The 24,782-nt window shown below is 65.1% G+C and carries 19 protein-coding genes and 1 pseudogene; 7 read left to right on the top strand and 13 right to left on the bottom strand.

The features are described from left to right. Positions 1-16: 16 nt before the first annotated feature. The 4 genes from P0D80_RS05935 to P0D80_RS05920 are packed head-to-tail and all read right to left on the bottom strand — an operon-like array spanning position 17 to position 5,970. Positions 17-838 carry an FAD binding domain-containing protein gene (locus P0D80_RS05935; RefSeq protein ID WP_408282004.1) on the bottom strand — a complete coding sequence of 274 codons (822 nt, stop codon included), beginning with the start codon at positions 836-838 and terminating at the stop codon, positions 17-19. Further along, a complete protein-coding gene (locus tag P0D80_RS05930; RefSeq protein ID WP_408282001.1) occupies positions 835-3,873 on the bottom strand; it encodes a xanthine dehydrogenase family protein molybdopterin-binding subunit in 3,039 nt (1,012 codons plus the stop codon). The genes P0D80_RS05935 and P0D80_RS05930 overlap by 4 nt, the downstream gene beginning before the upstream one ends. After that, positions 3,870-4,493: a UbiX family flavin prenyltransferase gene (locus P0D80_RS05925; RefSeq protein ID WP_408176524.1), complete on the bottom strand. Its 624-nt coding sequence runs from the start codon at positions 4,491-4,493 to the stop codon at positions 3,870-3,872. The genes P0D80_RS05930 and P0D80_RS05925 overlap by 4 nt, the downstream gene beginning before the upstream one ends. Further along, positions 4,486-5,970, bottom strand: a complete 1,485-nt coding sequence (locus P0D80_RS05920; protein ID WP_408281998.1) for a UbiD family decarboxylase — start codon at positions 5,968-5,970, stop codon at positions 4,486-4,488. Before P0D80_RS05920 ends, P0D80_RS05925 begins: the two co-directional genes overlap by 8 nt. 305 nt (positions 5,971-6,275) lie before the next feature. Here P0D80_RS05920 and P0D80_RS05915 point away from each other — a divergent pair, with 305 nt between their 5' ends. Then, a complete protein-coding gene (locus P0D80_RS05915) occupies positions 6,276-7,262 on the top strand; it encodes a LysR family transcriptional regulator (RefSeq protein WP_408176521.1) in 987 nt (328 codons plus the stop codon). Positions 7,263-7,287: 25 nt separating this feature from the next. Here the strand turns inward: P0D80_RS05915 and P0D80_RS05910 are convergent, their stop codons facing one another. After that, positions 7,288-8,652, bottom strand: a complete 1,365-nt coding sequence (locus P0D80_RS05910; RefSeq protein WP_132374299.1) for a sensor histidine kinase — start codon at positions 8,650-8,652, stop codon at positions 7,288-7,290. Beyond that, positions 8,652-9,311 (bottom strand): response regulator, encoded by a 660-nt coding sequence (locus P0D80_RS05905; RefSeq protein WP_408176520.1) that lies wholly within the window; start codon positions 9,309-9,311, stop codon positions 8,652-8,654. The genes P0D80_RS05910 and P0D80_RS05905 overlap by 1 nt, the downstream gene beginning before the upstream one ends. A 206-nt stretch (positions 9,312-9,517) precedes the next feature. On the opposite strand from P0D80_RS05905, the gene P0D80_RS05900 reads away from it, so the two are divergent. The 3 genes from P0D80_RS05900 to P0D80_RS05890 are packed head-to-tail and all read left to right on the top strand — an operon-like array spanning position 9,518 to position 15,175. After that, entirely contained in the window at positions 9,518-10,996 is a 1,479-nt protein-coding gene (locus P0D80_RS05900; RefSeq protein WP_408281994.1) for a TolC family protein, read from the top strand. After that, positions 10,986-12,128 (top strand): efflux RND transporter periplasmic adaptor subunit, encoded by a 1,143-nt coding sequence (locus tag P0D80_RS05895; RefSeq protein WP_408281989.1) that lies wholly within the window; start codon positions 10,986-10,988, stop codon positions 12,126-12,128. Before P0D80_RS05900 ends, P0D80_RS05895 begins: the two co-directional genes overlap by 11 nt. Then, positions 12,125-15,175 (top strand): efflux RND transporter permease subunit, encoded by a 3,051-nt coding sequence (locus P0D80_RS05890; protein WP_408281985.1) that lies wholly within the window; start codon positions 12,125-12,127, stop codon positions 15,173-15,175. The genes P0D80_RS05895 and P0D80_RS05890 overlap by 4 nt, the downstream gene beginning before the upstream one ends. A gap of 89 nt (positions 15,176-15,264) precedes the next feature. On the opposite strand, the gene hpnK is transcribed toward P0D80_RS05890, so the two are convergent. The 3 genes from hpnK to P0D80_RS05875 are packed head-to-tail and all read right to left on the bottom strand — an operon-like array spanning position 15,265 to position 17,716. Continuing rightward, positions 15,265-16,089: a hopanoid biosynthesis-associated protein HpnK gene (hpnK, locus tag P0D80_RS05885; protein WP_408281982.1), complete on the bottom strand. Its 825-nt coding sequence runs from the start codon at positions 16,087-16,089 to the stop codon at positions 15,265-15,267. After that, the gene (hpnI, locus tag P0D80_RS05880) at positions 16,079-17,353 is read right to left on the bottom strand and encodes a bacteriohopanetetrol glucosamine biosynthesis glycosyltransferase HpnI (RefSeq protein ID WP_408281980.1); all 1,275 of its coding nucleotides are present in this window, start codon (positions 17,351-17,353) and stop codon (positions 16,079-16,081) included. Before hpnI (P0D80_RS05880) ends, hpnK begins: the two co-directional genes overlap by 11 nt. Positions 17,354-17,365: 12 nt before the next feature. Beyond that, a complete protein-coding gene (locus tag P0D80_RS05875) occupies positions 17,366-17,716 on the bottom strand; it encodes a hypothetical protein (RefSeq protein WP_132374293.1) in 351 nt (116 codons plus the stop codon). Between the two features lie 329 nt (positions 17,717-18,045). Here P0D80_RS05875 and P0D80_RS05870 point away from each other — a divergent pair, with 329 nt between their 5' ends. Together P0D80_RS05870 and P0D80_RS05865 are read left to right on the top strand one after the other, a co-directional pair. Next, positions 18,046-18,705: a response regulator gene (locus P0D80_RS05870; RefSeq protein ID WP_132374292.1), complete on the top strand. Its 660-nt coding sequence runs from the start codon at positions 18,046-18,048 to the stop codon at positions 18,703-18,705. Continuing rightward, positions 18,702-20,105 carry an ATP-binding protein gene (locus tag P0D80_RS05865; RefSeq protein WP_408281976.1) on the top strand — a complete coding sequence of 468 codons (1,404 nt, stop codon included), beginning with the start codon at positions 18,702-18,704 and terminating at the stop codon, positions 20,103-20,105. The genes P0D80_RS05870 and P0D80_RS05865 overlap by 4 nt, the downstream gene beginning before the upstream one ends. Here P0D80_RS05865 and P0D80_RS05860 read toward each other — a convergent pair. From P0D80_RS05860 to P0D80_RS05845, 4 genes are all read right to left on the bottom strand, one after another. Further along, positions 20,102-21,100: a flippase-like domain-containing protein gene (locus tag P0D80_RS05860; protein WP_408281974.1), complete on the bottom strand. Its 999-nt coding sequence runs from the start codon at positions 21,098-21,100 to the stop codon at positions 20,102-20,104. The two genes, P0D80_RS05865 and P0D80_RS05860, sit on opposite strands and share 4 nt — an antisense overlap. 93 nt (positions 21,101-21,193) lie before the next feature. Then, positions 21,194-22,354, bottom strand: a complete 1,161-nt coding sequence (hpnI, locus tag P0D80_RS05855) for a bacteriohopanetetrol glucosamine biosynthesis glycosyltransferase HpnI (RefSeq protein WP_408281972.1) — start codon at positions 22,352-22,354, stop codon at positions 21,194-21,196. Continuing rightward, the gene (gene hpnJ / locus P0D80_RS05850) at positions 22,351-23,772 is read right to left on the bottom strand and encodes a hopanoid biosynthesis associated radical SAM protein HpnJ (RefSeq protein WP_408176507.1); all 1,422 of its coding nucleotides are present in this window, start codon (positions 23,770-23,772) and stop codon (positions 22,351-22,353) included. The genes hpnI (P0D80_RS05855) and hpnJ overlap by 4 nt, the downstream gene beginning before the upstream one ends. Before the next feature lie 334 nt (positions 23,773-24,106). Then, positions 24,107-24,310 (bottom strand): cold-shock protein, encoded by a 204-nt coding sequence (locus tag P0D80_RS05845; RefSeq protein WP_007181784.1) that lies wholly within the window; start codon positions 24,308-24,310, stop codon positions 24,107-24,109. Positions 24,311-24,629: 319 nt separating this feature from the next. On the opposite strand from P0D80_RS05845, the pseudogene P0D80_RS05840 reads away from it, so the two are divergent. Beyond that, positions 24,630-24,782: pseudogene (locus tag P0D80_RS05840) on the top strand (NAD-dependent succinate-semialdehyde dehydrogenase); the annotation flags it as partial.

The following is a 24,782-nucleotide window of genomic DNA, read 5'->3' as shown; positions in this document are numbered from 1 at the left end:
CCGTTCGATGTGTTGCTCACTTCGCCTCCTCGATTATGCGCCATCCGAGTTGCCGGACCAGATGCCGGCGATACGCCGCGCTGATATGCGCGTCGTCCTGCGCGCCCAGCTTCCAGCTCAAATCGTTCAATGCGCTGCGCAGATCCTCGTCACGCAGACGCGGCCATTGCTCGACCACCGGCCGGTCCGCGACGCCGCCCACCGCGAGGCGGATCGAATCGCTCGTCACGACGGCCGCGCAAGCAACCATCGCGAAGTCGCCGTGGCGCGCGGAGAATTCCGTGAAGCCGTAGCGTTCGCCCGGCCGCTTCAGCGGAAAGCGCACGGCTTCGACGAGTTCATCCGGCTCGCGCGCGGTCATCAACATGCCTTGAAAAAACTCGGCGGCGGGCAGCACGCGATGTTTCTTTTTCGAGCGCAGCATCACGTCGCCGCCGAGCGCGGCCAGCACCAGCGGCAGTTCCGCGCTCGGGTCGGCGTGCGCTATCGAACCGCACACCGTGCCGCGATTGCGGATCTGGAAGTGCGAGATGTGCGGGAACGCCATCGCCAGCAACGGCACTTCGTCGCGCAGAGATGCACGCCACTCGACGCTGCCCTGCGTCGCCGCCGCGCCCACCACCAGCAAGCCCGCCTTGTGATCGACACGCACCGAGTTCAGTTCGTCGGTGCGCGAGATGTCGATCAGCATGCGCGGCTGCGCGAGCCGCATGTTCAGCACCGCCATCAACGACTGGCCGCCGGCCAGCACGCGTGCGTCCTCGCCGCTTTGCGCGAGGGCGTCGAGCGCATGCTGAGTGGTCATGGCGCGCAAATAATCGAACGGCGCGGGTTTCATGCCTGTCTCCTGAAACGGGCGAAGAGGCGCGAGAGCCACGAGCCACCGGTTTGACCCGGCTTGCCCGCCGCCTGACGGCCGAGCGATTCGAACAGTTGCCGCAACACGACCTTGGCCGCGCCTTCGAGCATGCGCCCGCCGACCGCCGCGACCTTGCCCGACACCTGGGCTTCGTAGTCGTACGAAAGACGCGTGCCGTTTTCAATCGGCGTCAATTCGACGAGGCCGCTGCCGCGCGCGCTGCCGAGCGACGACATGCCCGCGCCAGCCAAACGCAGCCGATGCGGCGCGTCGATTTCCGACAGGCCGATCTTCGCTTCGAAACGTGCCTTGATCATGCCGACGCCGACCGTCACGTCGGCGCGATACTGATTCGTGCCTTCGGCTTCGAGCGCATGGCAGCCGGGAATGACCTTGGCGAGCGCGTTCGGATCGAGCAGCACGGCAAAAATCGCTTCCGGCGACGCCGGCAGATCGACGCTGCCCTGCGCGGTAAGCGCCTTGCCGCCGCCCGGCAGCGCCGGTTTGGCCGCTGCGGCTTCACGCAACTCGGGACGCGACGGCGCGGGATCGTCGATGCCGATCAGCGCCATCACTTTCGAAGGCGTCAGCGGCAAACGGATATCGTCGACGCCGAGCGCGTCCGCCACCGCATTCGCGATGCACGGCGGCGTGCTCATGTTGTTGCCCTCGCCGAGTCCTTTCGCACCGAGCGGCGTGAACGGCGACGGCGTCTCCAGATGCACGATCACCGGATCGGGCACTTCGCAAGTGGTGGGCATCAGATAGTCGGCGAGCGTGCCGGACTGGAAGCTGCCGTCCGCGCCGTAGCGGAATTCCTCCATCAACGCCGCGCCGAGTCCTTGCGCGAAGGCGCCGCGAATCTGGCCGTCGGCGAGCGCGGGGTTCAGCAGCGTGCCGGCGTCGTGCGCGGTGACGTAGCGGTCGATCCGCACACGGCCGGTGGCGCGATCCACTTCGACCCCGCACATGTCGAACGCAAAGCCGTAGGCCGCCGATGTGTTGACGCGATCGTTCTCGTCCGGCGCCGCCATGTTCGGCGGATTCCAGAACACCGTCTCGCGCAGACCGGGTTCTTCGCCCTCGGGCAACAGCGCGGGCGCCCAATGCGGCGCATTGGCGGCGACGCGGCCGAACGGCTGCGCGCGATCCTCGGCGCCCTTTGCAAAGATGCGGCCTTCTTCAAAACGGACATCGTCCGGCGCGCAGCCCAATTGTTTCGACACGATGCGCGCGATCTTGTCTCGTACGCGCACCGCCGCCAGATGCACCGTGCCCGCCACCGCACCGGCAAAGCGGCTCGAATAATTGCCCGCCGCCACCGACCACGCATCCTTGTGTGTATCGAATTCGACATTGACGACGACATCGTGCGGCGAGACACCGAGCACGTCCGCGACGACTTGCGCGCACACCGTCATATGCCCCTGGCCCGCGGGCGTCGACGCAATCGTCACCACTACGCCGCCGAGCAGATCGACGCTCACCGTCGCGCTCGCGATCGCGCCGCTCTTCGGTCCGGCTTTTTTGCGCGCGTCGGCGGGCATTACTGTCGTGATGTAGCCCATGTTCGACACCGACGGTTCGACGATCGCCGCAAAGCCAATGCCGTACAGACGTCCTTCCTTGCGTGCCGCCTCGCGACGCGCATGCAGTTCGTCATAGCCGCCGTCGGCCAGCGCGCGGCGCAGCGCTTCCTGATAGTTGCCCGAGTCGAGCAGCGCGCCGGCCGCGGCGCGATACGGGAACGCATCGGCGGCGACGAAATTGCGGCGGTACACATCGAGCACATCGAGCTTCAGTTCGAGCGCGATGCGCTGCATCAGCCGTTCGAGCGCGAAGTACACCTGCGGTCCGCCGAAGCCGCGCACTAACCCCGTCGGCGTCTTGTTGGTCAGCACGACGCGGTTGCGCACCAGCAGATTGTCGATCGCATACGCGCCGGTCAGGCAGCCATGCATGCGATAGAACGTGGCCGGTTCCGGCGCGCGCAGATAGCCGCCGCAGTCTTCGAGTTGATCGTAGGAGAGCGCCGTGATGCGGCCGTCGTTTTCCACCGCCGCTTCGAGTGTCGATACGCGCGCGGTCGCGGAAGTGGCCGCGCTCAAATGTTCGAGCCGGTCTTCGACCCATTTCACCGGCGCACCCGCCTTGCGCGAGGCGAGACACATCAGCACAACGTACGGAAACACTGCCTGCTTCACGCCGAAGCTGCCGCCCGAATCACGCGGCGCCTTGTGACGCAAACGGTTGGCGGGCACGTTCAGCGCCATCGCCATCACCGCGTGCAGCGAGAACGGGCCCATGAAATTCGACGTGACGTCGTAGCCTTCATCGCCCGCCAGATACTCCGCGATCACCACGCCGCATTCGATCGGCGCGCAGCTATTGCGCGGATAATGCGCGACCAGTTTCACGCGATGCGGCGCTTTCTCGAACGCCGCTTCCGGCTCGCCGTAGCGGAAGTGCCGGTCGCTGATCACGTTGCTGCCGACCTTCTCGTGCAATACCGGCGACTGGTCGCTTGCCGCCTGTTCGATCGATGTGACCGGATCGAGCGTCGCGTACTCGACCTTGAGCAGATCGAGCGCGTCTTCGGCGATGGCGCGCGATTGCGCCAGCACCACCGCCACCGGTTCGCCGACATAGCGCACGCGGTCCATCGCCAGCGCCCACTGTTCCATCGGCGATTTCACGCCGACCACGAAGGGCCGCGACCACGCGCGCAGGTCGTCGCGTGTCAGGATCGCGCGCACGCCGGGCAGTTTCGCGGCGGCATCCGTGTCGATCGACACCAGTTCGGCATGCGCGTGCGGCGAGCGCAGGATGGCGGCGTGCAGCGTGCCGGGCCGGATGCCGATGTCGTCGCCGTAACGGCCGCGACCGGTGAGAATCGCGGGATCTTCCAGACGCTCCATCGGGCGGCCGAGATGACGCTGCGGGCGCTTGTCCAGTTCCGGCTCGCGGTCCTGCGTCGCCGTGTCGCCTGCGTGAAGCGTGTCGCGCCGATTCATTGGTCCGCTCCCGATTCGCGGCGCTGCGCGAATTCGTCGGCGAGTCCGCTCCAGCGCTGCGCGATCTCGCGATGCTCGATACCGAACAGATCGAGAATCCGCCCCACCGTGTGGTCGACCACGTCCTCGATGGTCGTGGGATGCGCATAGAACGCGGGCACCGGCGGCATGACGATCCCGCCCATCTCGGTGACGGAAGTCATGTTGCGCAAATGCGCGAGATTGAGCGGCGTTTCGCGCGCGACCAGCACGAGCCGGCGGCGCTCCTTGAGCATCACATCGGCGGCGCGCGTGAGCAGGTTGTCGGCGAAACCGTTGGCCACGCCCGCGAGCGTCTTCATCGAGCACGGCGTGATCACCATGCCCGCCGTGATGAACGAACCGCTCGCCACGGCCGCGCCGATGTCGCGCACGTTGTAGACCACGTCGGCGAGACGCTCCAGATCGCCGCGCGTCATGCCGAGTTCCTGCGCCGCCGTGACCGCGCCGGAGGCCGACACGATCAGATGCGTCTCGTGCGTGCCGAGGCGCCGCAACGCGGCGAGCAGACGCACGCCGATCAGCGCGCCGCTCGCGCCGGATATGCCCACGACGATACGCTCACGTTTGTGTTCAACCATGTGCGCCACCCAGATAGCTGTCGAACGCGGCGTTGTCGGCGGCGATCAGCGCGTCCAGATTCACCGTGTCCTGACCGGGAATGCGCACCCGCGTGAATACGTGCGACGGGTACACCACCGGCCGTGTAGCGTCGAGTCCCATTTTCGCGCTCACGCCTTGCAGATGCGGCGGCGCGTCTTCCGGCTGACCCACGGTGGTCGACGGATCGAGCGGCGAGCCTTGCGCGCCTTCGATCACGACCAGACCGCGATCGGCCTGAAAACGCGTGGCAATCGCCCATTCGATTTCGGCCGGGTCGTGCACGTCGACATCGGTATCGACCACCACCACCTGTTTGATGTCGTAGTGCGCACCGAACGCGCACAGAATCACGTTCTTCGCTTCGCCCTCGCGCTTCTTTTCGAACTGCACCCACAGGTGATAACGGCACACGCCGCCCACGGAGAGATGCACGTCCTTCACATTGGGATGACTACGTTGCAGATGCGCCAGCAAAGTCGCCTCGCGCGGAATCGCGCCGAGCAGCAGATGCTCCATTTCCGCCGGCACGATCGTATGAAAGATCGGCTTCTCGCGATGCGTCACCGCGGTGACTTCGATCACTTCACGCGCTTCCTGAGCGCTGTAGTACTTCGGAAATTCGCCGAACGGACCTTCCGGTTCGCGCACGTTGGGCAGAATGCGCCCTTCGATCACGATCTCCGCGAAGGCCGGCACGTTCACGCCGTTGCTCACGCACTTGACCACCGGCAGCGGCGCGCCGTGCAGCGCACCGGCGATTTCCAGTTCGTCGGAATCGATCGGGGAAATGGCTTGCGAGGCGAGCATCGTCAACGGATCGACGCCGATGGCGATCGCGACGTCGAGCGCGTCGCCCGCCTCTTCCGCGGCTTTCTGGAATGCATACAGATGGCGCGGCAACAGCAGGATCGCCATGCGATCGGGTCCATGCACCTGAATGCGGTTGATGGACACGTTCTGCACGCCGGTACGCGGATTGCGTGCAATCACGAGACCCGCGGTGATGTACGGCCCGTTGTCGTGCTCGCTATGCGTAGGAATCGGCAGCTGCTTGTGAAGATCGATGCCGCTGGTATGCACGACCTGCTGGCAGGCCGCTTCGGCACGCGGGATTTCCTTCGAAGGAACCGGCTGATCGGCCGCGTCGCGAAAGCGCGCCAGCAGATCGGCCTCGGCCACGCCCATCGCTTCCGCGATCCACGCGCGCCGCGACATGAAACCGCTGACCACCGGTACGTCGTGACCGCCCGGCTTCGTGAAGAACGCGGCTTGCGTGCCGTCCAGCCGCTTTGCAATCGCGGCGAGTTCGTGTTCGAGCGCGACCGGCTTGTCGATCGTCGCGACCCGGCCTGTGCGCGCCAGATGCGCCAGCCAGTCGCGCAGCGTGAGCGCGGCGGACGGGCGGGCCCACGTCAGGTGAAAAGTACCGTGCGATGCGGCATCGCGAGTATTCATCTACGTCTCCATCAATGCCTGGCTTCATGTCCGAACCGGGCGGCCAGTTGATGATGGAAGCGTAACGAGATCAGCGTATAACTTCTAATATTGATTATTGATGCGTCGAATCATTCCCGATGATATGCGTGTTAGCACCAATGACAGGTAATTGTAGGCAGGATATCAATAGACACCGCGCGGGCGAGGGCGCATGCGCCACCGTCGGCTTAGGGTTTGGGAGCGTCCGCGGCACACGGTGCTGGCCTTTATCTGATATGGCGCGTCATTCTCATTATGTTTGCTGATGTTTTATTCATACCAACATGGACCTTAGGCAAATCCAGTATTTCATCGCGCTCTTCGAGGACGGTTCGGTCACGCGGGCGGCGAAACGCCTGAACATCGTGCAGCCCGCGCTCAGCATGCAGATCGCCAAACTCGAGGACGAACTGCACCAGCAGCTCTTCGAGCGCAACGCGCACGGCATGGCGCCGACTGCCGCCGGCCGGCTCATGTATCGGCTCTTTCTACCGATCATGCGCGATCTCGCGCATGCACGTCAGCAACTCGTGCAGCGCGACGAGGTGGTGACCGGCCATGTGTCGATCGGGCTGATCGCGTCGGTTACGGAAAGCGTGCTGGCCGACGCGCTGTCGCGTTTCCACGCGCGCTACCCGCATGTCGAGGTGACCGTGGCGGACGGCTACAGCGCGACCTTCATCGACTGGGTGGCGGGCGGTCAGCTCGACGCGGCGCTGATCAACAAACCGCGCGCACGTCTCTCGCTCGACGCGCAGCCCTTGCTCGACGAGGAAATGGTGCTGGTGACGAGCGCCGAGCACGGCCCCGAGTTGCCGCATGCGATCGAACTCGCGCAACTGCCCGAACTGGAGCTGGTGTTGCCGACCAAGCGCCACGGCTTGCGCGGCGTGCTCGATACAGCCGCGCAACATGAAGACGTGCTGCTCGCGCCGCGCTTCGAGATCGACGTGTTGAGCACGATCGTGAAGCTGGTGGAAAGCACGCACTTCGCGACCATCCTGCCGCGTATCGCCGTGCAGCGCGCGGTGCGCCTGGGCAGCCTGCGCGCTTATCCGATCCTCGCGCCGCGCATCGTGCGGCATATCGTGTGTGTGAGCCATCCGCGCCGCCCGTTGAGCGCCGCGGCGGATGCGCTGGTGTCGATCATCGCCGACGAATTGCGCCAGGTGTCGAGCGCACCGGAACTGGACGCGACGCTAAACGGGCCGCCCAGTGATGCATCGAACGATCAGCGTTCATCGCCCTTGTCCAGGGAGCGCTCCGTATGAATGCCGCGCCATGAAGCAATGGCCGTCAGCTTTTGACGGCCACCGGCGCGTCGACGTCATGTGCCTTCAGACCGGACACGGTCACACGCAAGCCGTGCCGGCCCTCGTTGTTGCGCAGCGAAAGGTCCATCTGATGCCGCTCGGCGATGCGCGACACGATCGCGAGCCCGAGGCCGCTGCCCTCGCCTTGCGCTTCTTCGCCGCGATAGAAGCGGTCGAAGACCCGTTCGAGTTCGGCCTCCGGAATGCCCGCGCCGGTATCGACGACCTCGAAGCCAACGCGCGTACCGGCACGCTTCAGGATCACGTCGACACGGCCGCCGCGTGGCGTATGCCGGATCGCATTGTTGATCAGATTGCCCAGCAGCACGCTCATGCCGTGCGGCTCCGCCAGCACGGTATAAGCATCGCCCTCCGTGCGCGCGCCCTCGCATTCCAGGCCGATGTCGATCTCCTTCGTTTCCGCCAGCAACGAAAAATCACCCACGGCCTGCTCACCGATCCGGCGCAAGCTGACCGGCACCATCGACGTGACCGGATGCGCGTCTTCACGCGCCAGCGTCAGCAGTTGCTGCACCAGGTGAATGATGCGGTTGACGCGCCCTTCGACGCGCTCGAGCGTTTGCCCTTCGCCCTTTAACGAACCGTCGCGTGACGCCGCCTGCAATTGCAGCTTCAGCGCGGCGAGCGGTGAGCGCAACTCGTGCGCGGCATCGGCAATGAAGGTGCGCTGTGCCTGCGACGCCGTGTGCAGTCGCTGCAGCATATCGTTGAGAGCTTCGACCAGCGGCTTGATTTCGACCGGCACGCTGCCGTCCAGACGCAGCGGTTCGAGCGAGTCGATGGTGCGGGTGGACAGCGCGCGCGATAGCCCGCCGATCGGCGCCAGCCCGCGCGCCACCACCAGCAGGACCAGCACGATCGTCACCGGCACCAGCACGCCGAGCGGCCAGAGCGTGTGCAGCGCGAGTTGCAGCGCAAGGTCCTCGCGCACGGAGATGGGCTGCGCCACTTGGATATAACGCTGCGCCTGCTGCACGGCGAATGTGCGCCAGTGATACTCGCCGCGCTCCACCGTGTTGAAGCCCGCGGGCTGACGCGGAAACACCGGCGCCTGCAGCGAGTGATAGATGAGCTTGCCGGCAGCGTCCCAGATTTCGATGACGACCCGGTCGTCGGCCAGACCACCGAGGTCGGGATTACGATGTTCGCCGTCGCCCGCACCGGCGAGGTTCGACGGTAGCGACAGCGCGATCGTGCGCAACTCGTAGTCGAACAGTTCGCTCGCTTCCTCGCGCGCCGTGTGAAAGATGCCGTAGCCGGCCACGCCCGAGGCAACCGCCAGGCCGAAGATCAGCCAACCCAGCAGCCAGCGGCGAATCGACTTCATCAGCACCTCTTCAGACGGTAGCCCACGCCGCGCACGGTCACCACCTGCTCCGCGCCGATCTTGCGCCGCAGGCTATGTACATGCACTTCGATGGTATTGCTGCCCACTTCCTCGCCCCAGCCGTACAGTTTCTCTTCCAGCTCGGCCTTGGTGAACACGCGCGTCGGCTCTTCGATCAGCGCCTGCAGCAGCGCGAATTCGCGCGGCACGAGCGGCAGCGACTCGCCGGACTTGGTGACTTCGTGCGCGGCGGGGTCGAGCGTGAGCTCGCCGTGGGCGTAGACGGGCTGCTTCTGGCCGGTGCGGCGTCTGAGCAGCGCACGCACGCGCGCGGCCAGTTCGTCGAGGTCGAATGGCTTGATCAGATAGTCGTCGGCGCCGGCGTCGAGGCCGCGAATCCGTTCGTCGACGGCGTCGCGAGCCGTCAGGATGATGACCGGCGCGGCGCCGCCGCCCTTGCGATAGGCGTTGAGGACGTCGATGCCGTCCTTCTTCGGCAAGCCGAGATCGAGCAGCACGAGGTCGTACACACCATTGTCGAGCGACAGCTCCGCCGCGCGGCCGTCTTCGGCCCAGTCGATCGCGTAGCCGGCGCGGCGCATCGCGCCCAGTACCGTTTCCGCAATCATGTCGTCGTCTTCGACCAGTAGCAGACGCATGGTCTCTCCTCTCCCGTGTTGGCCCCGGCATTGTCTCGCCCGGTAGCTTAACGCTTCCTTATGGTTTGCTTATGTTTTGCTGAAGCGACGCTGAAGGGACGCTTAAATTGGCGTTAAGCGTGTCTTAAGCAGTCCATCAGCAGAATCGGCTCCTGTTCGCGGCATCCCTGCGCGGATGCCCTATTTCTTCGTTCAGGAGCCGGACTTTGCCCGTTTTCAATGCCGCAACGGCGGCTATATCGGCGGCCGTGTCTGGGTTCGCCGCGCCGGCCGAGCCCGCGGTCAAACACACTTCGCGACCATACGACCGGCTGCGCGCGCTCGTGCCGCTCTGCGCGCTGCTGATGGGCGGCTGCACGTGGTATCACCGCGAGCCGCTCGCGCCGCAGGACACGTCCACCTCCGCGCATTCGCTCGAACGCATCCGTATCGATCCGTCGAGCATGCCGCTGCCGGAATTGGCCGCGCATCGCTTCGACCCGTCCGACGGGCTCGATATCGACGAAGTCGCGATGCTCGCGGTGGCCAACAATCCCGACCTCAAGCTGGCCCGCGACGACCTCGGCATCGCCCGCGCGCAGGCCTACTCGGCGGGTCTGCTGCCCGACCCGCAACTGAGCGTATCGAGCGATTATCCCGGCCAGATCGGCACCACGCGCGCGTTCAGCTACGGGTTGAGCATGGACGTGATGGCGATCGTCGTGCGCAGCGCCAACCAACAATCAGCCGATGCCACCGTGGCCAAAACCGATCTCGGTCTGCTGTGGCAGGAATGGCAGATCGTCGCGCAGGCGCGACAGTTGTTCATCAAGACGCGCTTCCAGCAGGACACGTTGCCGCTTTTGCAGCGTCAGCGCGACCTCGCGCGCACGCGCTACGAACGCATGGCCGAAGCGCGCCGCGACGGCAACCTCACCGACGACACGCTGAATGCGGCGCTCCTCGCCTATAGCGACGCACGCAAGCAATACACCGACGCCGAACGCGCAGCCGAGCAAACGCACCACGATCTGAACGCGCTGCTCGGCGTCTCGCCCGACGTGCAGTTGCGACTCACCGGCGGCGAAGACATCGAGCCGCTCTCCGACACGACGCTCGACGCCGCGCTCGCCGGATTGCCTCGACGCCGCCCCGATCTGATCGCGCTGCAAGCCGGCTACGAGGCGCAGGAACAGAAATATCGCGCCGCAATTCTCAGCCAGTTTCCGAGTCTGTCCGTGGGCTTCGTGCGGGCGCGCGATACCTCGAACATCTACACGAGCGGCTTCCAGATCAACTTGAGCCTGCCGATCTTCAACCGTAACCAGGGCAACGTCGGAATCGAGCAAGCGACCCGCCAGCACCTGCGCGACGAATATCAGGCGCGGCTGAACAACGCTTACGCGGATGTCGCGCATCTGCGCGCGGACAACACGATCCTCACACGGCAGTTGCAGCAGACCGAGGCCGCCTTGCCTGATGTCGACGTAGCCGCCAACGACGCGGCCGCGGCCTACGCGGAACACAACCTCGCGCTCGGCGCTTACACCGACGCGCAAAGTGCCGCGCTCACCAAACAGATCGACGTCGCGACGTTGCGCGAGTCGCTCGCCGAACAACGCGTCGGCTTGCAGGCGCTGCTCGGCAGCGCGATTCCCGATGCCTACTCCACCGCTCTGACTGACTCCGACACTCATGCGAAATAGCCTGACTTCAGCGCTGCGGCCGCGCATTGCCGCCGGTGCGATTTTTATCGCCTGCGCCACGTTGCTGTGCGCCGGCGTTCATGCGGCCCGTGCCGCAAGCGCCGCGGCAGCGCTCGCCGCCGACGCCGCCGACGCCGCCGATCAACCGGTGGTCGCCGTCCAGACCGTGCACGTGCAGCGCGCCGAGATCGCGCAGCCGGTGCGGGCGTATGGCATCGTCGCGGCGTCCGCGTCGAACCTCACCACCGTCAATCTGCCGTATACCGCGCGTATCGTGCAGATGCGCGTGCAGCCGGGGCAAACCGTGGCACGTGGCACGCCGCTCTTCGTCGTGCAGGCCGACCCTGCCGCCGTGCTCGCGGCCACCCAGGCGAAAAGCGCCGTGACACTCGCACAAGGCGAGCTGGCGCGCACGCAATCGCTGTACGACAAAGCGCTCGCCACCCAGTCGCAACTCGCCAGTGCCCGCAAGGCTGCTGACGACGCACAGCAGGCGCTCGCCGCGCAGATCCAGACAGGCGTGGCAAGCGGCAACAAGATCATCACCGCGCCAAACGACGGCGTGGTGCTGCAGGTCACGGCCGCTCAGGGCGACCAGGTGCAGCCCGGCGCGGCGATCCTGCAACTCGCCGGCGGCAGCGGCAAGGACGCGCGCGCCAACGTGATGCTCGGCGTCGAACCCGCCGATGCCGCCGCGATCCACGCCGGCGACACCGTTACGTTGCACGGCCTGTCCGCGTCGTTCGCGAAGACTTCGGTGAACGGCCACGTCGTGCTGGTCGGCGCGTCCGTGGATCAGCAGAGTCAACTCGTCGACGTCGGCGCGAACGTGCCGCTCGGTCAGACTGCCTTCATTCCCGGCACGCGCGTGAGCGCCGATATCGCGACCCGCAGCGGCACGCACTGGATCGTGCCGCGCGCCGCCGTGCTGAAAGACGACAACGGTGCGTACGTGTTTCAGATCACGCCGCAGAACAAGGCGCGCCGCGTGGCGGTGACCACGCAGGTGGAGAACGGCGACCGCTACGGTGTGGATGGCCCGCTCGACGCCGGTGAGGGCCTCGTGGTCAGCGGCAACTATGAGTTGAAGGACGGCATGGCGGTGCAAACCAGCGGAGGCGCGCCGCGATGAATTTCGGTCAATGGATGCAGAAGCACCGGCGCTCGCTGCTGTTCGTGATCGCGTTGCTGGCGATGGCGGGCGCACTGACCGCGTTCCGCCTGCCGATCTCGCTGTTCCCGAACGTCGCGTTTCCGCGTGCGGTCGTCTCGCTCGACGCGGGCGACCGCCCCGCCGAACAGATGGCCACGCTCGTCACGATGCCTGTGGAAGAAGCGCTGCGGCGCGTGCCGAACGTGCGCGACGTCGAATCGAAAACGAGCCGCGGCGCAGCCGAAATCTCGATCAATTTCGACTGGGGCACCGACATGGCGCAAGCCACCTTGCAGGCGCAGTCGGCCATCAGCGAAATACTCGCGACGCTGCCGCAAGGCACCTCGATGCAGGTGCGGCGCATGGACCCCACCGTGTTTCCGGTGCTGGCGTATAGCCTGACTTCGCAGCGGCAGTCGCTCTCCGCGCTGCACGATCTCGCGCAATTCCAGATGCGGCCGTTGCTGTCTTCGGTGGAAGGCGTGGCGCGCGTCGACGTGACGGGCGGCGATCAGGACGAGTTCGAAGTCGCGATCGATCCCGCCCGCCTCGCCGCGTACAAGCTCTCCCTGTTCGATGTGTCGAAGGCGATCGGCGCGAGCAATGTGCTGATGGCGAACGGCCGCATCGAGGATCACTACAAGCTCTACCTCGTGATCGCCAACACCACCATTACGCGGCTCGACGAACTGCGCAATGTCGTGGTATCGGCCAACGGCGCGACGCAGATCCGCCTCGGCGACATCGCGACCGTACGCGCTGGCGTGGTGCCGCAATGGATGCGCGTCACCGCCGACGGCCAGGACGCCGTGCTCATCAACGTGTATCAGCAGCCGGGCGCGAACAGCGTGGCGATGGCCAAGGCGATCCGTGCGAAGCTCGCCGATTTCCAGCACCAGATGCCGGCCGGCGTGCATCTGTCAAATTGGTACGACCAGAGCGAACTGGTGATCGCCTCGGCCACCAGCGTGCGCGACGCGATCATGATCGGCGTGGTGCTGGCGGCGTTGACGCTGTTCGCTTTCCTGCGCAACTGGAAGATCACCGCGATCGCCGTCGCGCTCGTGCCGGTGGTGATGGCCGCGACGATCCTCCTGCTCGACGTGTTCGGCATGGGCTTCAACATCATGACGCTCGGCGGCATGGCAGCCGCCGTCGGTCTCGTGATCGACGATGCGATCGTAATGATCGAACACATCGTGCGGCGCATGCGCGAAGGCGGCGCGCGCGCGTTTCATGGCCGCGTGATGGCGGCGGCGCTCGAATTCACGCGACCGCTGGCCGGGTCGTCGGCGGCAACGCTGATCATTTTCGTGCCGCTGGCGTTTCTATCCGGCGTGACGGGTGCGTTCTTCAAGGCGCTCTCCGTGACCATGGCGAGCGCCCTGTTCATCTCGTTTCTCGTCACGTGGCTCGCGGTGCCGATTCTGTGCGACCGCTGGCTGAAACCGAAAGACGCCGAGGAACACCAGGAAACCCGCTTCGCCTCGTGGATGAACCGGCGCTACGCGTTTCTGGTCGAGCGCGTCACCGCGCGGCCGGTGCTCGTGTTATTGGGCCTGCTGCCGTTGATCGTGGTGGCCGCGTTCGCGTTCACTCGCGTGGGCAGCGGATTCATGCCGAGCATGGACGAAGGCGGTTTCGTGCTCGATTACCACACTGAACCGGGCACGTCGGTGACCGAGACCGACCGCTTGATGAAGCAGATCGAGAGCATCATCCGCGCGAATCCGAATGTCGCGACCTATTCGCGCCGCACCGGCGCCGGTCTTGGCGGCGACCTGAACGAGCCCAACAAGGGCGACTTCTTCGTGCGGCTGAAGTCTGGCAATCGCGAACCGATCGACACCGTGATGGAAGAAATCCGCTCGAAGATCGAGACTCAGGTGCCGGGCGTGAGTATCGAACTCGCGCAGTTGATGGAGGATCTGATCGGCGACCTGACGGCAGTGCCGCAACCGGTCCAGATCAAGATCTATTCCGACGATCCGACCACGCTCGACACGACCGCGCGCAAGGTCGCGGCGCAAATCGGCAAGATCCAGGGCGTGGTGGACGTGAACGACGGCATCAATCCGGCCGGCGACGCCCTCGAATTGCACATCCGCCCGGAAGCGGCGGCCGCCGAAGGCATGGACCCGCAGTCGATCGCTCAGGCCGTCTCCGATATGGTGGAAGGCAATGTGGCCACGCAATTCCAGAGCGGGCCGAAAACGGTCGGCGTGCGCGTGCGCGTGGCCGGCGCGATGAAGCTCACGGATACGCAACTGGGACAGTTGCAGATTCGCGCGCCAGACGGCCACCTGTTCGCGCTCGATCGCGTCGCCGATCAGGTGACGGTGACCGGCCAACCGGAAATCAGCCGCGACAATCTGAAACGGATGGTGGCGGTGACCGCACGCATCGACGGCCGCGATCTCGGCTCGACGATCGCCGACGTGCAGAAGACACTCAGCGATAAGGCTCTATTGCCGAGCGGCGTGTATTACGAATTGGGCGGCCTGTATCAGCAGCAGCAGATTGCGTTCAAAGGGCTGCTGAGTGTGTTCGGTGCGGCGATCGCGCTGGTGTTCGGTTTGCTGCTGTTTCTGTACGAGCGCTTTCGCGTCGCGCTGGCGGTCATGGCGATGCCGTTGCTGGCGGCGGGCGCGGTGTTCATCGGCTTGTGGATCACCGGCATCGAGTTGAACATCTCCGCGATGATGGGGATGACGATGATCATCGGCATCGTGACCGAGGTGGCGATTTTTTATGTGTCGGAGCTGCAGGGGCTCGTGCGGGATGACGAAATGCCATTCGAGGAAGCGTTACTGAGCGCCGGGCGCAATCGTCTGCGTCCTATCGCGATGACGACGATCGCCGCGATTCTGGCGCTGCTGCCGCTGGCTTTTGCATTGGGGCAAGGATCGGCGATGCAGCAGCCGCTGGCGATCGCGATTATCTCGGGGCTGATTGTTCAGTTGCCGCTGGTGTTGCTGTTGCTGCCGGTGTTGTTGAAGTTGTTGATGAAGAAGGAGGCGATTTAAGCCGCGCTATGCGGCCCGCGCGGCTTCCGGTGTGTGCGCCTGTGGCTCGCCGCGGGCGCATCTCCGACTCAGTCGACGCACTGAAAGACCTACACCTTCAGCACATCACCAAACCCGCCAACCCGCACCCCCGCCGCACGAATCGCCATAGCAACTTTCGGCGACAACAACGCGCGCAATTCGTCCTCGTGACGATACATCCTCATCCCGTCACTCAACGGCCGCTCCCCCGCCACCGCGGGATGGCAGTAAATCTCCCCCACCCCATGCGGCAGATCGGCGAGCGCCGCCAGCCACGCCGCCTCATCCATCCGGCCGCTATCGGCGATTCCCACTACGTAATCGTTATGCGCGATGCCGGCGCGATCCAGACGCGCCTTGACCCGCGCGATCCACGGCCGCAACCACAGCGGCGCATTCGCTTCGAACGGCAAGCGCATGGCCTTCATCCCATACTCGCGGCCGATGTCCAGAATCAATCCGAGCACCGTCGGGTGCAAATGAAAATGCTTGTGCGTGTTGACGTGGTCGAGCGTCAGACCGGTCTGCGCAAAGGCATCGAACTGCGCGCGAATTTCCCGCGCAAGCTGCTTGCGCACATGCGGCAAAAAGAAGAACCGCACGCCGTCGCGCGCCATGTTGTCGCCGAAGCGGCCATGCTCGTCGAGCAAGGCGGCAATCCCCGCGCGCGGCGTGACCGCGTCGCCGTCGGCCAGCACCAGATGCAGGCCGACGCGCAGCCGCGGCAAGGCGCGGGCGCGCGTCACCGCGTCGCCGGCAGCCGGTGCGCCGATCATCAGGCTCGCGGCGCTCAGCACGCCGTCGCAATGCGCCTGCTCGACCGCCAGATTCACCCGCGCGTGCAGGCCGAAATCGTCGGCGGTCACGATCAATGCGCGTGGCTTAGCCGCCATCCGACGTCTCCATCACATCCATCACGTTCAACGCGCCGTTGCGCGCGGCCTTCGAGGTGGAAGCGTCGATGGGCACGCGCGCACCGCGCCATATCACATGTGAGCCGAACACGGCGGCGCACCACTGCAACGCCAGCAACGTATCACGCAACGGCACCAGCGGCAGATCTCGCCAGAACGTCCGCTCACGACGCGCCGAGCGCAGATGCAACAACAGACGCGCGGCGAGGCCGGCGGCCGTGCCGGTTGCGCTCGTGAACGCGGCCCACGCATGCACCGCGTCGGACGAACTGGCCGCGAGGGCGGTGGTGAGCCACGCGCCGACCACGAGCCAGGGTGTAGGAAACGTAATGAAGAGGAACGCGAAACCCGGCGCATTCACCGAGCGAATCGTACGCAGCCAGCGTGTTTCGCGCTGCCACAAGGCGGATAACGCCGGCTCGATCACGTCGGTGGCCACCGTCACGCGTGAGAGCACGGTTTGCAGTCCGAGAGCGCGCACGTGTTCGGCCAGCCAGTAATCGTCCGCGAGACAGTTTTTCAGCGCCTCGAAACCGCCGATGCGCTCGAGCGTGGCGCGCCGCAACGCGAGCGTCGCACCGAAGCCGAAACGGCGCGAGCCGGCCGCGTGCGCGACCCGCACCGACGGCGCGAACCATTCGTTGATGAAGAGCGCGCCCACGCGCGGCCAGAAGCCGCCGATGCCGCGCGCCACGTAGAGGCACGTGACCACGCCCACCCGCGCATCCGCGAGCGGCGCGGCCACAGTGTCGAGATAATCGGCTTCGACGGCAATGTCGCTGTCGGCAATCACGATCACGTCATGGCGTGCCCCCGCCGCCATGTTGATCAGATTGCTGACCTTGAGATTGCTGCCGTGCACGCGCGTGTCGATCGCGAGTTCGATGTCGTGCGATGGATAGGCGGCTTGCAAACGGCGCACTACGGCAATCGCCGGATCGTCCGGCGAGGACACGCCGAGCACGAGTTGAAAATGCTCATGACGCTGATCGCAAAAGGTCCGCAGATTGTCGTAGAGACGCGGCTCCGCGCCGCACAGCGGCTTGAGCACGCTGACGCCGACACGCGCGAAGCGATGCAACGGCTGCGAAGCTTGCGAGGTGGAATAAGAGGCACGACCCGCCGCGCCGCGGCGCGAGCCGAAAAACGGCATCGCGACCGCCGCCAGCAGCGCGTACAGCGACGCGCATGCGCAGCCGGCTAGCAGGATCCATTGGGATGCCGTCACCGCGTGCACCGCCATCGTCCGGTTCCGTCAGTGCTCGGCCAGCACGAACGCTCTGCCGGTCAGGCGCAGATGAAGAATCACGAGCCAGCGCCGCGGACAATCCGAGGCGATCGCGACCGGCCGCGCGAGGCGGTTGGTCCCGGTCGCATAGTGGCCCTGCAGCGCGAGTTCGAAGGCGGCGTGCGCGAACTGGCGCGTCACGATCACGCCGCTCGCAATCACGGCGATGGCGAGCAGACGGAACGGCATGGAACTGAAGACGCTTTGCGAAACCGGCAGCACGAGCAGTGCGAGGCACGCGAGCAACTCGGCGCCCATGGCGGTGAGCGAGGCCACCATCAGGTGGGCGCGCAGCATGTCGACGGTGGCTGGCTTCATGGCTGGGTCTCGTGACCTGATGGAATGCCCGGCGCCCTGATTCGACGCAACTCGTCGGCGTGGAAAAGCACCGACTGTCATCCCATCGATGTGCTTACGATTGAACTGCAACGACATCGCAACAGCCCCGCCGCCGCGTGTCCGCGATGACGCCGCGACAGCGACCTGTTGAGGGGCGATAGTAGCGATTCAAGCTGAAGGAAACCTTAAGGAAGAAGGCGTATAAAGCGGGGGATGAACAGCATGGTTAAACTTCGGATTACGGCCCAGCGCCTGCTTGAATATCGCGGCTGCCGTGCAATGGAACATCGAACGGAAATAATCAACTCATGCGCGTACTCCTCGTAGAAGACGACGACCTGATCGGCTGCGGTATCGAAGCGGGACTGCGTCAAGCCGGCTTCACGGTCGACTGGGCTCGCGACGGCCACAAGGCCGGTCTCGCGCTCGACACCACCGCCTACGCGCTGGTGCTGCTCGATCTCGGCCTGCCCCGCGTGTCAGGTATGGAACTGCTGAAACGCCTGCGCGATTCGGGCAAGGACGTGCCGGTGCTCGTGCTGACCGCGCGGGGCACGGTGGTCGACCGTGTCGGCGGCCTCGAAGCGGGCGCCGACGACTATCTCGGCAAGCCCTTCGATCTGACCGAACTGATCGCCCGTTGCCGGGCGTTGTTGCGCCGCGCGCAGGGCCGCAGCGTCGAGCGGATCCGCTATCAGGACCTGACGGTCAACCCGGCCGCGCAAACCGTCGAAGTGGGCGCGACGCGCGTGTCGCTCACCTCGCGCGAGTGGGCGATCCTGTTGCAGTTGCTGACCAACCAGGGGATTCCCCAGTCGCGCTCGCGTCTCGAAGAAAGCCTGTATGGCTGGCAGGAAGAAATCGAGAGCAACGCGATCGAGGTGCACGTGTCCAATCTGCGCAAGAAACTCGGCGCGAAGCTGATCAAGACCGTGCGCAATATCGGCTACGTGGTGGAGAAAGAATGATGGGCGCGTCGATTCGCCGGCGTCTCGTGCTGCTGGTCCTCACCAGCATCGCGCTGGTCTGGGGCATTGCGCTGGTGTCGAGTTATCGTCAGGCCACGCGCGAAGTCGCCGAATGGGAAGAGGCGCGTCTCGCGGAACTCGCGCAGATTCTCGCCCTGCTCGATCAGCGCAATCTGACCACGCTCGCCAACGCGCGCATCGACGTGCGCGAGGAAGAAAAAGGCGGCGAGCCGGGCGCCAACGACAGCGACGACGACGACGCGCTGCCACGCGACGCGCTGTTCCAGGTGCGCGGCCCGAACGGCGCCGTGCTGGCGGGCAGCCCGCAATTGCGCGAGCTCAAGGCGTGGGACCTGCCGGTGCCGGCCGTGAGCGGCACGCAGGACATCACGCTCGGCGGCCAGATGTACCACTCATTCACTTTGCGCGACACCACGCTCGGCCACACCGTGCGCGTCTTCGAACCGGCCAATACGCGCAGCGACCTGGTGAGCGGCGTCGCGAGCCGGATCGCCCGGCCTACGCTGGTCGCGCTGCCGGTGCTGGCGGTGCTGGTGTGGCTCAGCATCGGCTGGAGTCTGGCGCCGCTCAGGCTGCTCTCGCGCGCTATCCGCTCACGCGACGTGAACCGGCTGGAACCGATCGACATCGGCCGCGCGCCGACCGAGGTGCGCCCGCTGGTCGATGCGATCAATCAGCTGCTGTCGCGTTTGCTGCATTCATTGGAGCGCGAACGCGCGTTCACCGCCGACGCCGCGCACGAACTGAAAACGCCGCTGGCCGCGATCAAGGTGCAGGCGCAAGTCGCGCTGGCGGAACAGGACACCGTGCGCCAGCGGCTGGCCATGGAGCGCGTGGTGCAAGGCGTCGACCGCAGCGCGCGGCTCGCGGAGCAATTGCTGCTGCTCGCGCGCCTGGACGTGCATGAAAAAATCTCGACGGCGCCGCTCAAACCGGCGACGGTGGCGAAAGACGCGCTGCTCGCCAACGAGCGCAACGCGCAGCAGAAAAACATTCACGTGATGCTGCTCGGCGACATGCGCGCGGAGATCGACGCGGAGCCCGTGCTGATCGGCATCCTGCTCGACAATCTGCTCGATAACGCGATCAAGTACGGGCACGCCGGCGGCATCATCGAAGTGGCGGTGCAGCACGCCGAAGACAGGGTGCAGGTGACCGTGCGCGACGACGGCCCCGGTGTCGCGGCAGGCGACCTCGACCGTCTGACGAATCGTTTTTTCCGCGCGACCGGCAATCAGGCCACCGGCAGCGGACTAGGTCTTTCGATCGTCGCGCGGATCGCGGAGCATTTCGGCGCGAGCCTGCATCTGGGCAAGGGTATCGGCGAGAGCGGGCTCGCGGTCGAAGTGTCGTTTCCCGCTTATGCGCAGGCGGGCTAAGGTGCGCGCTCGAACGCCCGCTCGGGTGCCCGGTTCGACGACTCCGCGAACTGCCATGCAATGAGGCCGGGCACGAACATCACGAGGTCGCGAATCCGGCGCGCGCCGGCCAGCGCGAGACAGATGGATGGATCGAGGCCCAGCGCGCCGCCGATCAGAATGAAGCCGCCCTCCTGCACGCCGAGACCGCCCGGCACGAAGAAGGCCGCGCTACTGATCGCCTGGATCAGCGATTCGATCACCACCGCTTCCACGAGCGTGACCTGCACGCCGAGAAAGTGCAGCGCCAGCCAGATTTCCAGCGACGTGAGGAAGCACTGCAGCGGCTGCCAGAAGAACAGATAGCGCAACACCACGCCACGCCGGCGCCAGATCAGCTTGATGGCCTGATCGATCTGCGCCGACTGCCCGACCAGCGCGGCGAGCTTGCCGCTCGTCATATGATTGAGCGCGCGCGTGATGCGCTCGAACGGACTCGCATGCTGCACCAGCGCGAACAGCACCAGCAACGGCGTGAGCACCACCACGCCCCACGCCAGTTGCCCGGCGAGCCGCAGCGTGTCGGAATGCGCGTGTGCGAACAGAAAGCCGATGCCGACCATCGTGAAGAGCAATTGGCTGATCACCGTGAGCTGCATATCGACGATGATGCTGCCCACCGCCATGGACGGCCGCACGCCCCAGCGCTTGAGCATGCGAAACGACACCACTTCGCCGCCGATGCGCGCCACCGGCAGCATGCTGTTCACCGATTCGCGCACCCACACGAGGTGCAGCATATTGATGAGACCAGGACGGTTCGCGCCGCGAATCAGCGAACGCCAGTCGCAAGCGTTGGCGAGCATCGGCAGCACGTGCGCGAGCGCCGCCAGCAGCAGCCCCACGCCGGCCGCGCGCAGCGCGCCGAGCACGGCGCCCGGATTGTCCTGCCAGACGAGCCAGAGCGACACCAGCAAGCCGGCTAGCGCGGCTACGCGGCCGAGATGCTTCGTCACGCGAGCACCCCCTGCGCGCGCTTCAGGCGCCTTGCCGTGCTTTTAACCGCTGCTTTAAAAAACCTGCGCATCATGACCGATCCGTGGTGCCGTTCATTCGTCCTGTGCCGCCGACAACAGGCCGTCGCCATCCACCTTGAAGCTGACGCCTCGCCAGATCACGCGCGAGGACCAGAAGCTCGCGACGAAGATCGCAAACGATACGATATCCCAGAACGGCAGCAGCCACAGATCGCGATGCGCCTGCTTCAACGCGCGATCGGACAGCAGTTTCAAGGCGAGCCGCGCGCACATGGCGGCCAGCGCGAGCGACCACGCCCACCAGCCGCCAGCCGAGAAGATGACCGCGAGCAGCGCGAACGCGAACGGATGAACCAGCGCGGAGCCGAGATGGCCGAGCGGATCGATGCGGCGAATGGTGCGGCTCCAGCGCAGTTCATGCGCGATCAGTTGCGCCGCGCTCGATTCGACGCAGGCATGCGAGATCGTGAACGGCGGAATCACCACCTTCTCGCCGATCAGGCGCACCGCCTCGCCGATCGCATGGTCCTCGGCCAGATGCCGCACGAACGGCGTAAAGCCGCCGATTTTTTCGAGCGTATCGCGCCGCATCACGATGGTCTGCCCGAAGCACGGGCGCGCGAGCCCGAGCGCGAGACCGGTCACGACACCCGGCAGGAACTGATAGTTGGTCGCTTTGGCCGACAGGCGCGGCCAGAAGCCCGGATCGGGCTGTCCGCGATACGCGCAGGTGACGAGTCCGACGCCGGGCTTCTGCAGCTCGCCGATCACATTGCGCAGATAGTTCGGGCCGACGCTCACGTCGCTGTCGGCGAAAACGAGCACGTCGTGCCGCGCTTGCGGCAGCATGTTGAGGATGTTGCTGATCTTGCGGTTCGGGCCGTACAGGCGCGTGTCGGCCACCACGGTGATGTCGGCTTCGGGAAAGTGGCGCCGCAGATCGTCGACGGTTTGCAGCGCGGGGTCGGCCGAGTCGTGCACGCCGAACAGGAATTGCACGGGCCCTGGATAATCCTGCCGGCAGAAGCTCGACAGATTGGCGAGCAACGCCCACTCGTTACCGTGCAGCGGTTTGACGATGGTGACCGGCGGAAAGGTGCTCGGCTCGGACACCGCTCGCGCGAAGAATCGTCCGATCAACGCGCCGGCGAGCACAGTGTAGCCGACGCCGACAACGGCGCCCGCCGCGCACGCATAGGCCAGCGTGACATCGAGCAGGTGCGCGGCGTTCACGCCTCGTGGGCGCGCAGGAACCGGAAGAATTCGACGCCTTCACGCAAGCGCCGTTTCATCATGTCCCAGCTCGTCAACATCTCATGCAGGATTTCCCAGATCTTCGACGGGCGGAAATAGAACCGCTTATAGAAGTTTTCGAGCTGATGGTAGATCTCGTCGCGCGACAGATGCGGATAGCCGATCGCGGCCAACTGCACGCCTTCCTTGCTCACGAGATTGATCACCTTGTTCTCTTCGAGCCAGCCGTTTTCGACCGCCTGGTTGTAGAGCGTCGTGCCCGGATACGGCGCGGCGAGCGACACCTGGATCGTGTGCGGATTGATCTCCTTGGCGTACTCGATCGTCTTCTGGATCGTGTCCTGCGTTTCGCCCGGCAGACCGAGAATGAAAGTGCCGTGAATCTTGATGCCGAGCTTGCGGCAATCGTCGCTGAAACGGCGCGCGATGTCGGTGCGCAGACCTTTCTTGATGTTCAGCAGGATCTGGTCGTCGCCGGATTCGTAGCCGACCAGCAGAAGGCGCAGGCCGTTTTCCTTCATGATCTTGAGCGTGGTGTACGGCACGTTCGCCTTCGCATTGCACGACCACGTCACACCCAGTTTGCCGAGGCCGCGAGCGATTTCCTCGACGCGCGGTTTGAAGTCGGTGAAGGTATCGTCGTCGAACATGATCTCCTTGACTTCAGGCATGTTGTCGCGAATCCACTTCACTTCCGCCAGCACGTTCTCGACCGAACGCGTGCGGTAGCGATGCCCGCCCACGGTCTGCGGCCACAGACAGAAGGTGCACTTCGAACGGCAGCCGCGGCCCGTGTAGATCGACACGTACGGATGCTTCAGATAGCCGATGAAGTAGTTGTCGATCTTCAGATCGCGCTTGTACACGGGCGCCACGAACGGCAGCTCGTCCATATTCTCGAGAATCGGGCGCGCTTCGTTGTGCTCGATCGAACCGTCGCGGTTGCGATAGCTGAGCCCTTTGATCTGCGCGAACGGTTTGCCCTCGGCGATTTCCTGGCAGGTGAAGTCGAATTCCTCGCGGCAGACAAAGTCGATCGCCTCGCTCGCGGTCAGCGAATTGTGCGGATCGACCGCCACCTTCGCGCCGACCATACCGATCAGCAGCGACGGCTTGCGCTTTTTCAGGTCTTCGGCGAATAGCGCGTCGGTGGGAAAGGACGGCGTGCTGGTGTGGATCAGCACCAGATCGTATTGCTGCGCAATGTCGAGCGATGCCTCGACGGACAGGCCGTCGGCGGGCGCGTCGAGCACACGGCTGTCGGGCACGAGTGCGGCGGGCTGCGCGAGCCACGTCGGATACCAGAATGAGCGGACTTCACGCTTGGCCTGATAGCGCGAACCCGCGCCACCATCGAAGCCGTCATACGACGGCGCCTGCAAGAACAGGGTTTTCATGGATGCTCCAGCAAGCCTTGTATCGGCGCTTTCAGTTCTCTGTCGCCAAACTATCGGAACTATTGCCCGCCACCCGGCGGGGGAATCGCGCAAATACTACGGAGCAAAGCTGAAGGAAACCTTAAGGAAAATACGGACGCCGACGATACCGGCGGCGCTGTTCCATGTGCTTGGAAACTGGCGTCGGACTATGTGCAGTAGAGAGGATCGAGAGGGGAAAATCCGGCTCACGGCGCTTCATGTCAAGCGTGTGAACGAGCCGCTTTTTTCGATGTGGAGATCATGCAGATTGATGGCCGGCCGCACGCGTTGCGCGCGCGAACCGGCCATGACGTCAGACCGGCTTGATATCCGCCGCCTGTTTGCCCTTCGGCCCCTGCTTGATTTCAAAGCTGACCTTCTGGTTTTCCTGCAAGGACTTGAAACCTTCGGAACGAATCTCCGAGAAGTGGGCGAACAGATCTTCGCCGCCGTCGTCGGGGGTGATGAAACCAAAGCCTTTTGCGTCGTTAAACCATTTCACTGTACCGGTTGGCATGTCGATTCCTCTGTGCATCTGGGTTGATTGGGCTGCATTCGCCGAGCTTCGCCCGCCGCCGCGGGTGTGCGCCGGATCCTGTCACCGCTGCTCGACTCTACGCTTCTTTGCGCGGCGCTGCTTCGCCCGGTTTTCCGCCGCCGCAACAGCCGAGCCGCAAGACGCGTGCCGCGCACCAAGTCCGGGCAGGCCGCCGGTGCGATTTCACACAATCAGATAAGATGTTTGGTTATCGGCAGTCCACCCATGGCCGCGCAGGTCCAGCCCAATGTTTCACGACCGCGCGACCTGTCGTTTTCCCCTATACAGGAACCCCAGCATGGCCACCTCGAACTATACGGATACCCGACTTCTGATCAACGGCGAGTGGTGCGACGCCGCCAGCGGCAAGACCCTCGACGTCATCAACCCTGCCACCGGCAAGGCCATCGGCAAAGTGGCGCACGCCGGCATTGCCGATCTGGACCGGGCA

This window comes from Paraburkholderia sp. RL17-373-BIF-A, assembly GCF_046030175.1.
In the GTDB taxonomy this organism is placed as follows: domain Bacteria; phylum Pseudomonadota; class Gammaproteobacteria; order Burkholderiales; family Burkholderiaceae; genus Paraburkholderia.
This window is presented reverse-complemented; position numbering and strand designations above follow the sequence as displayed.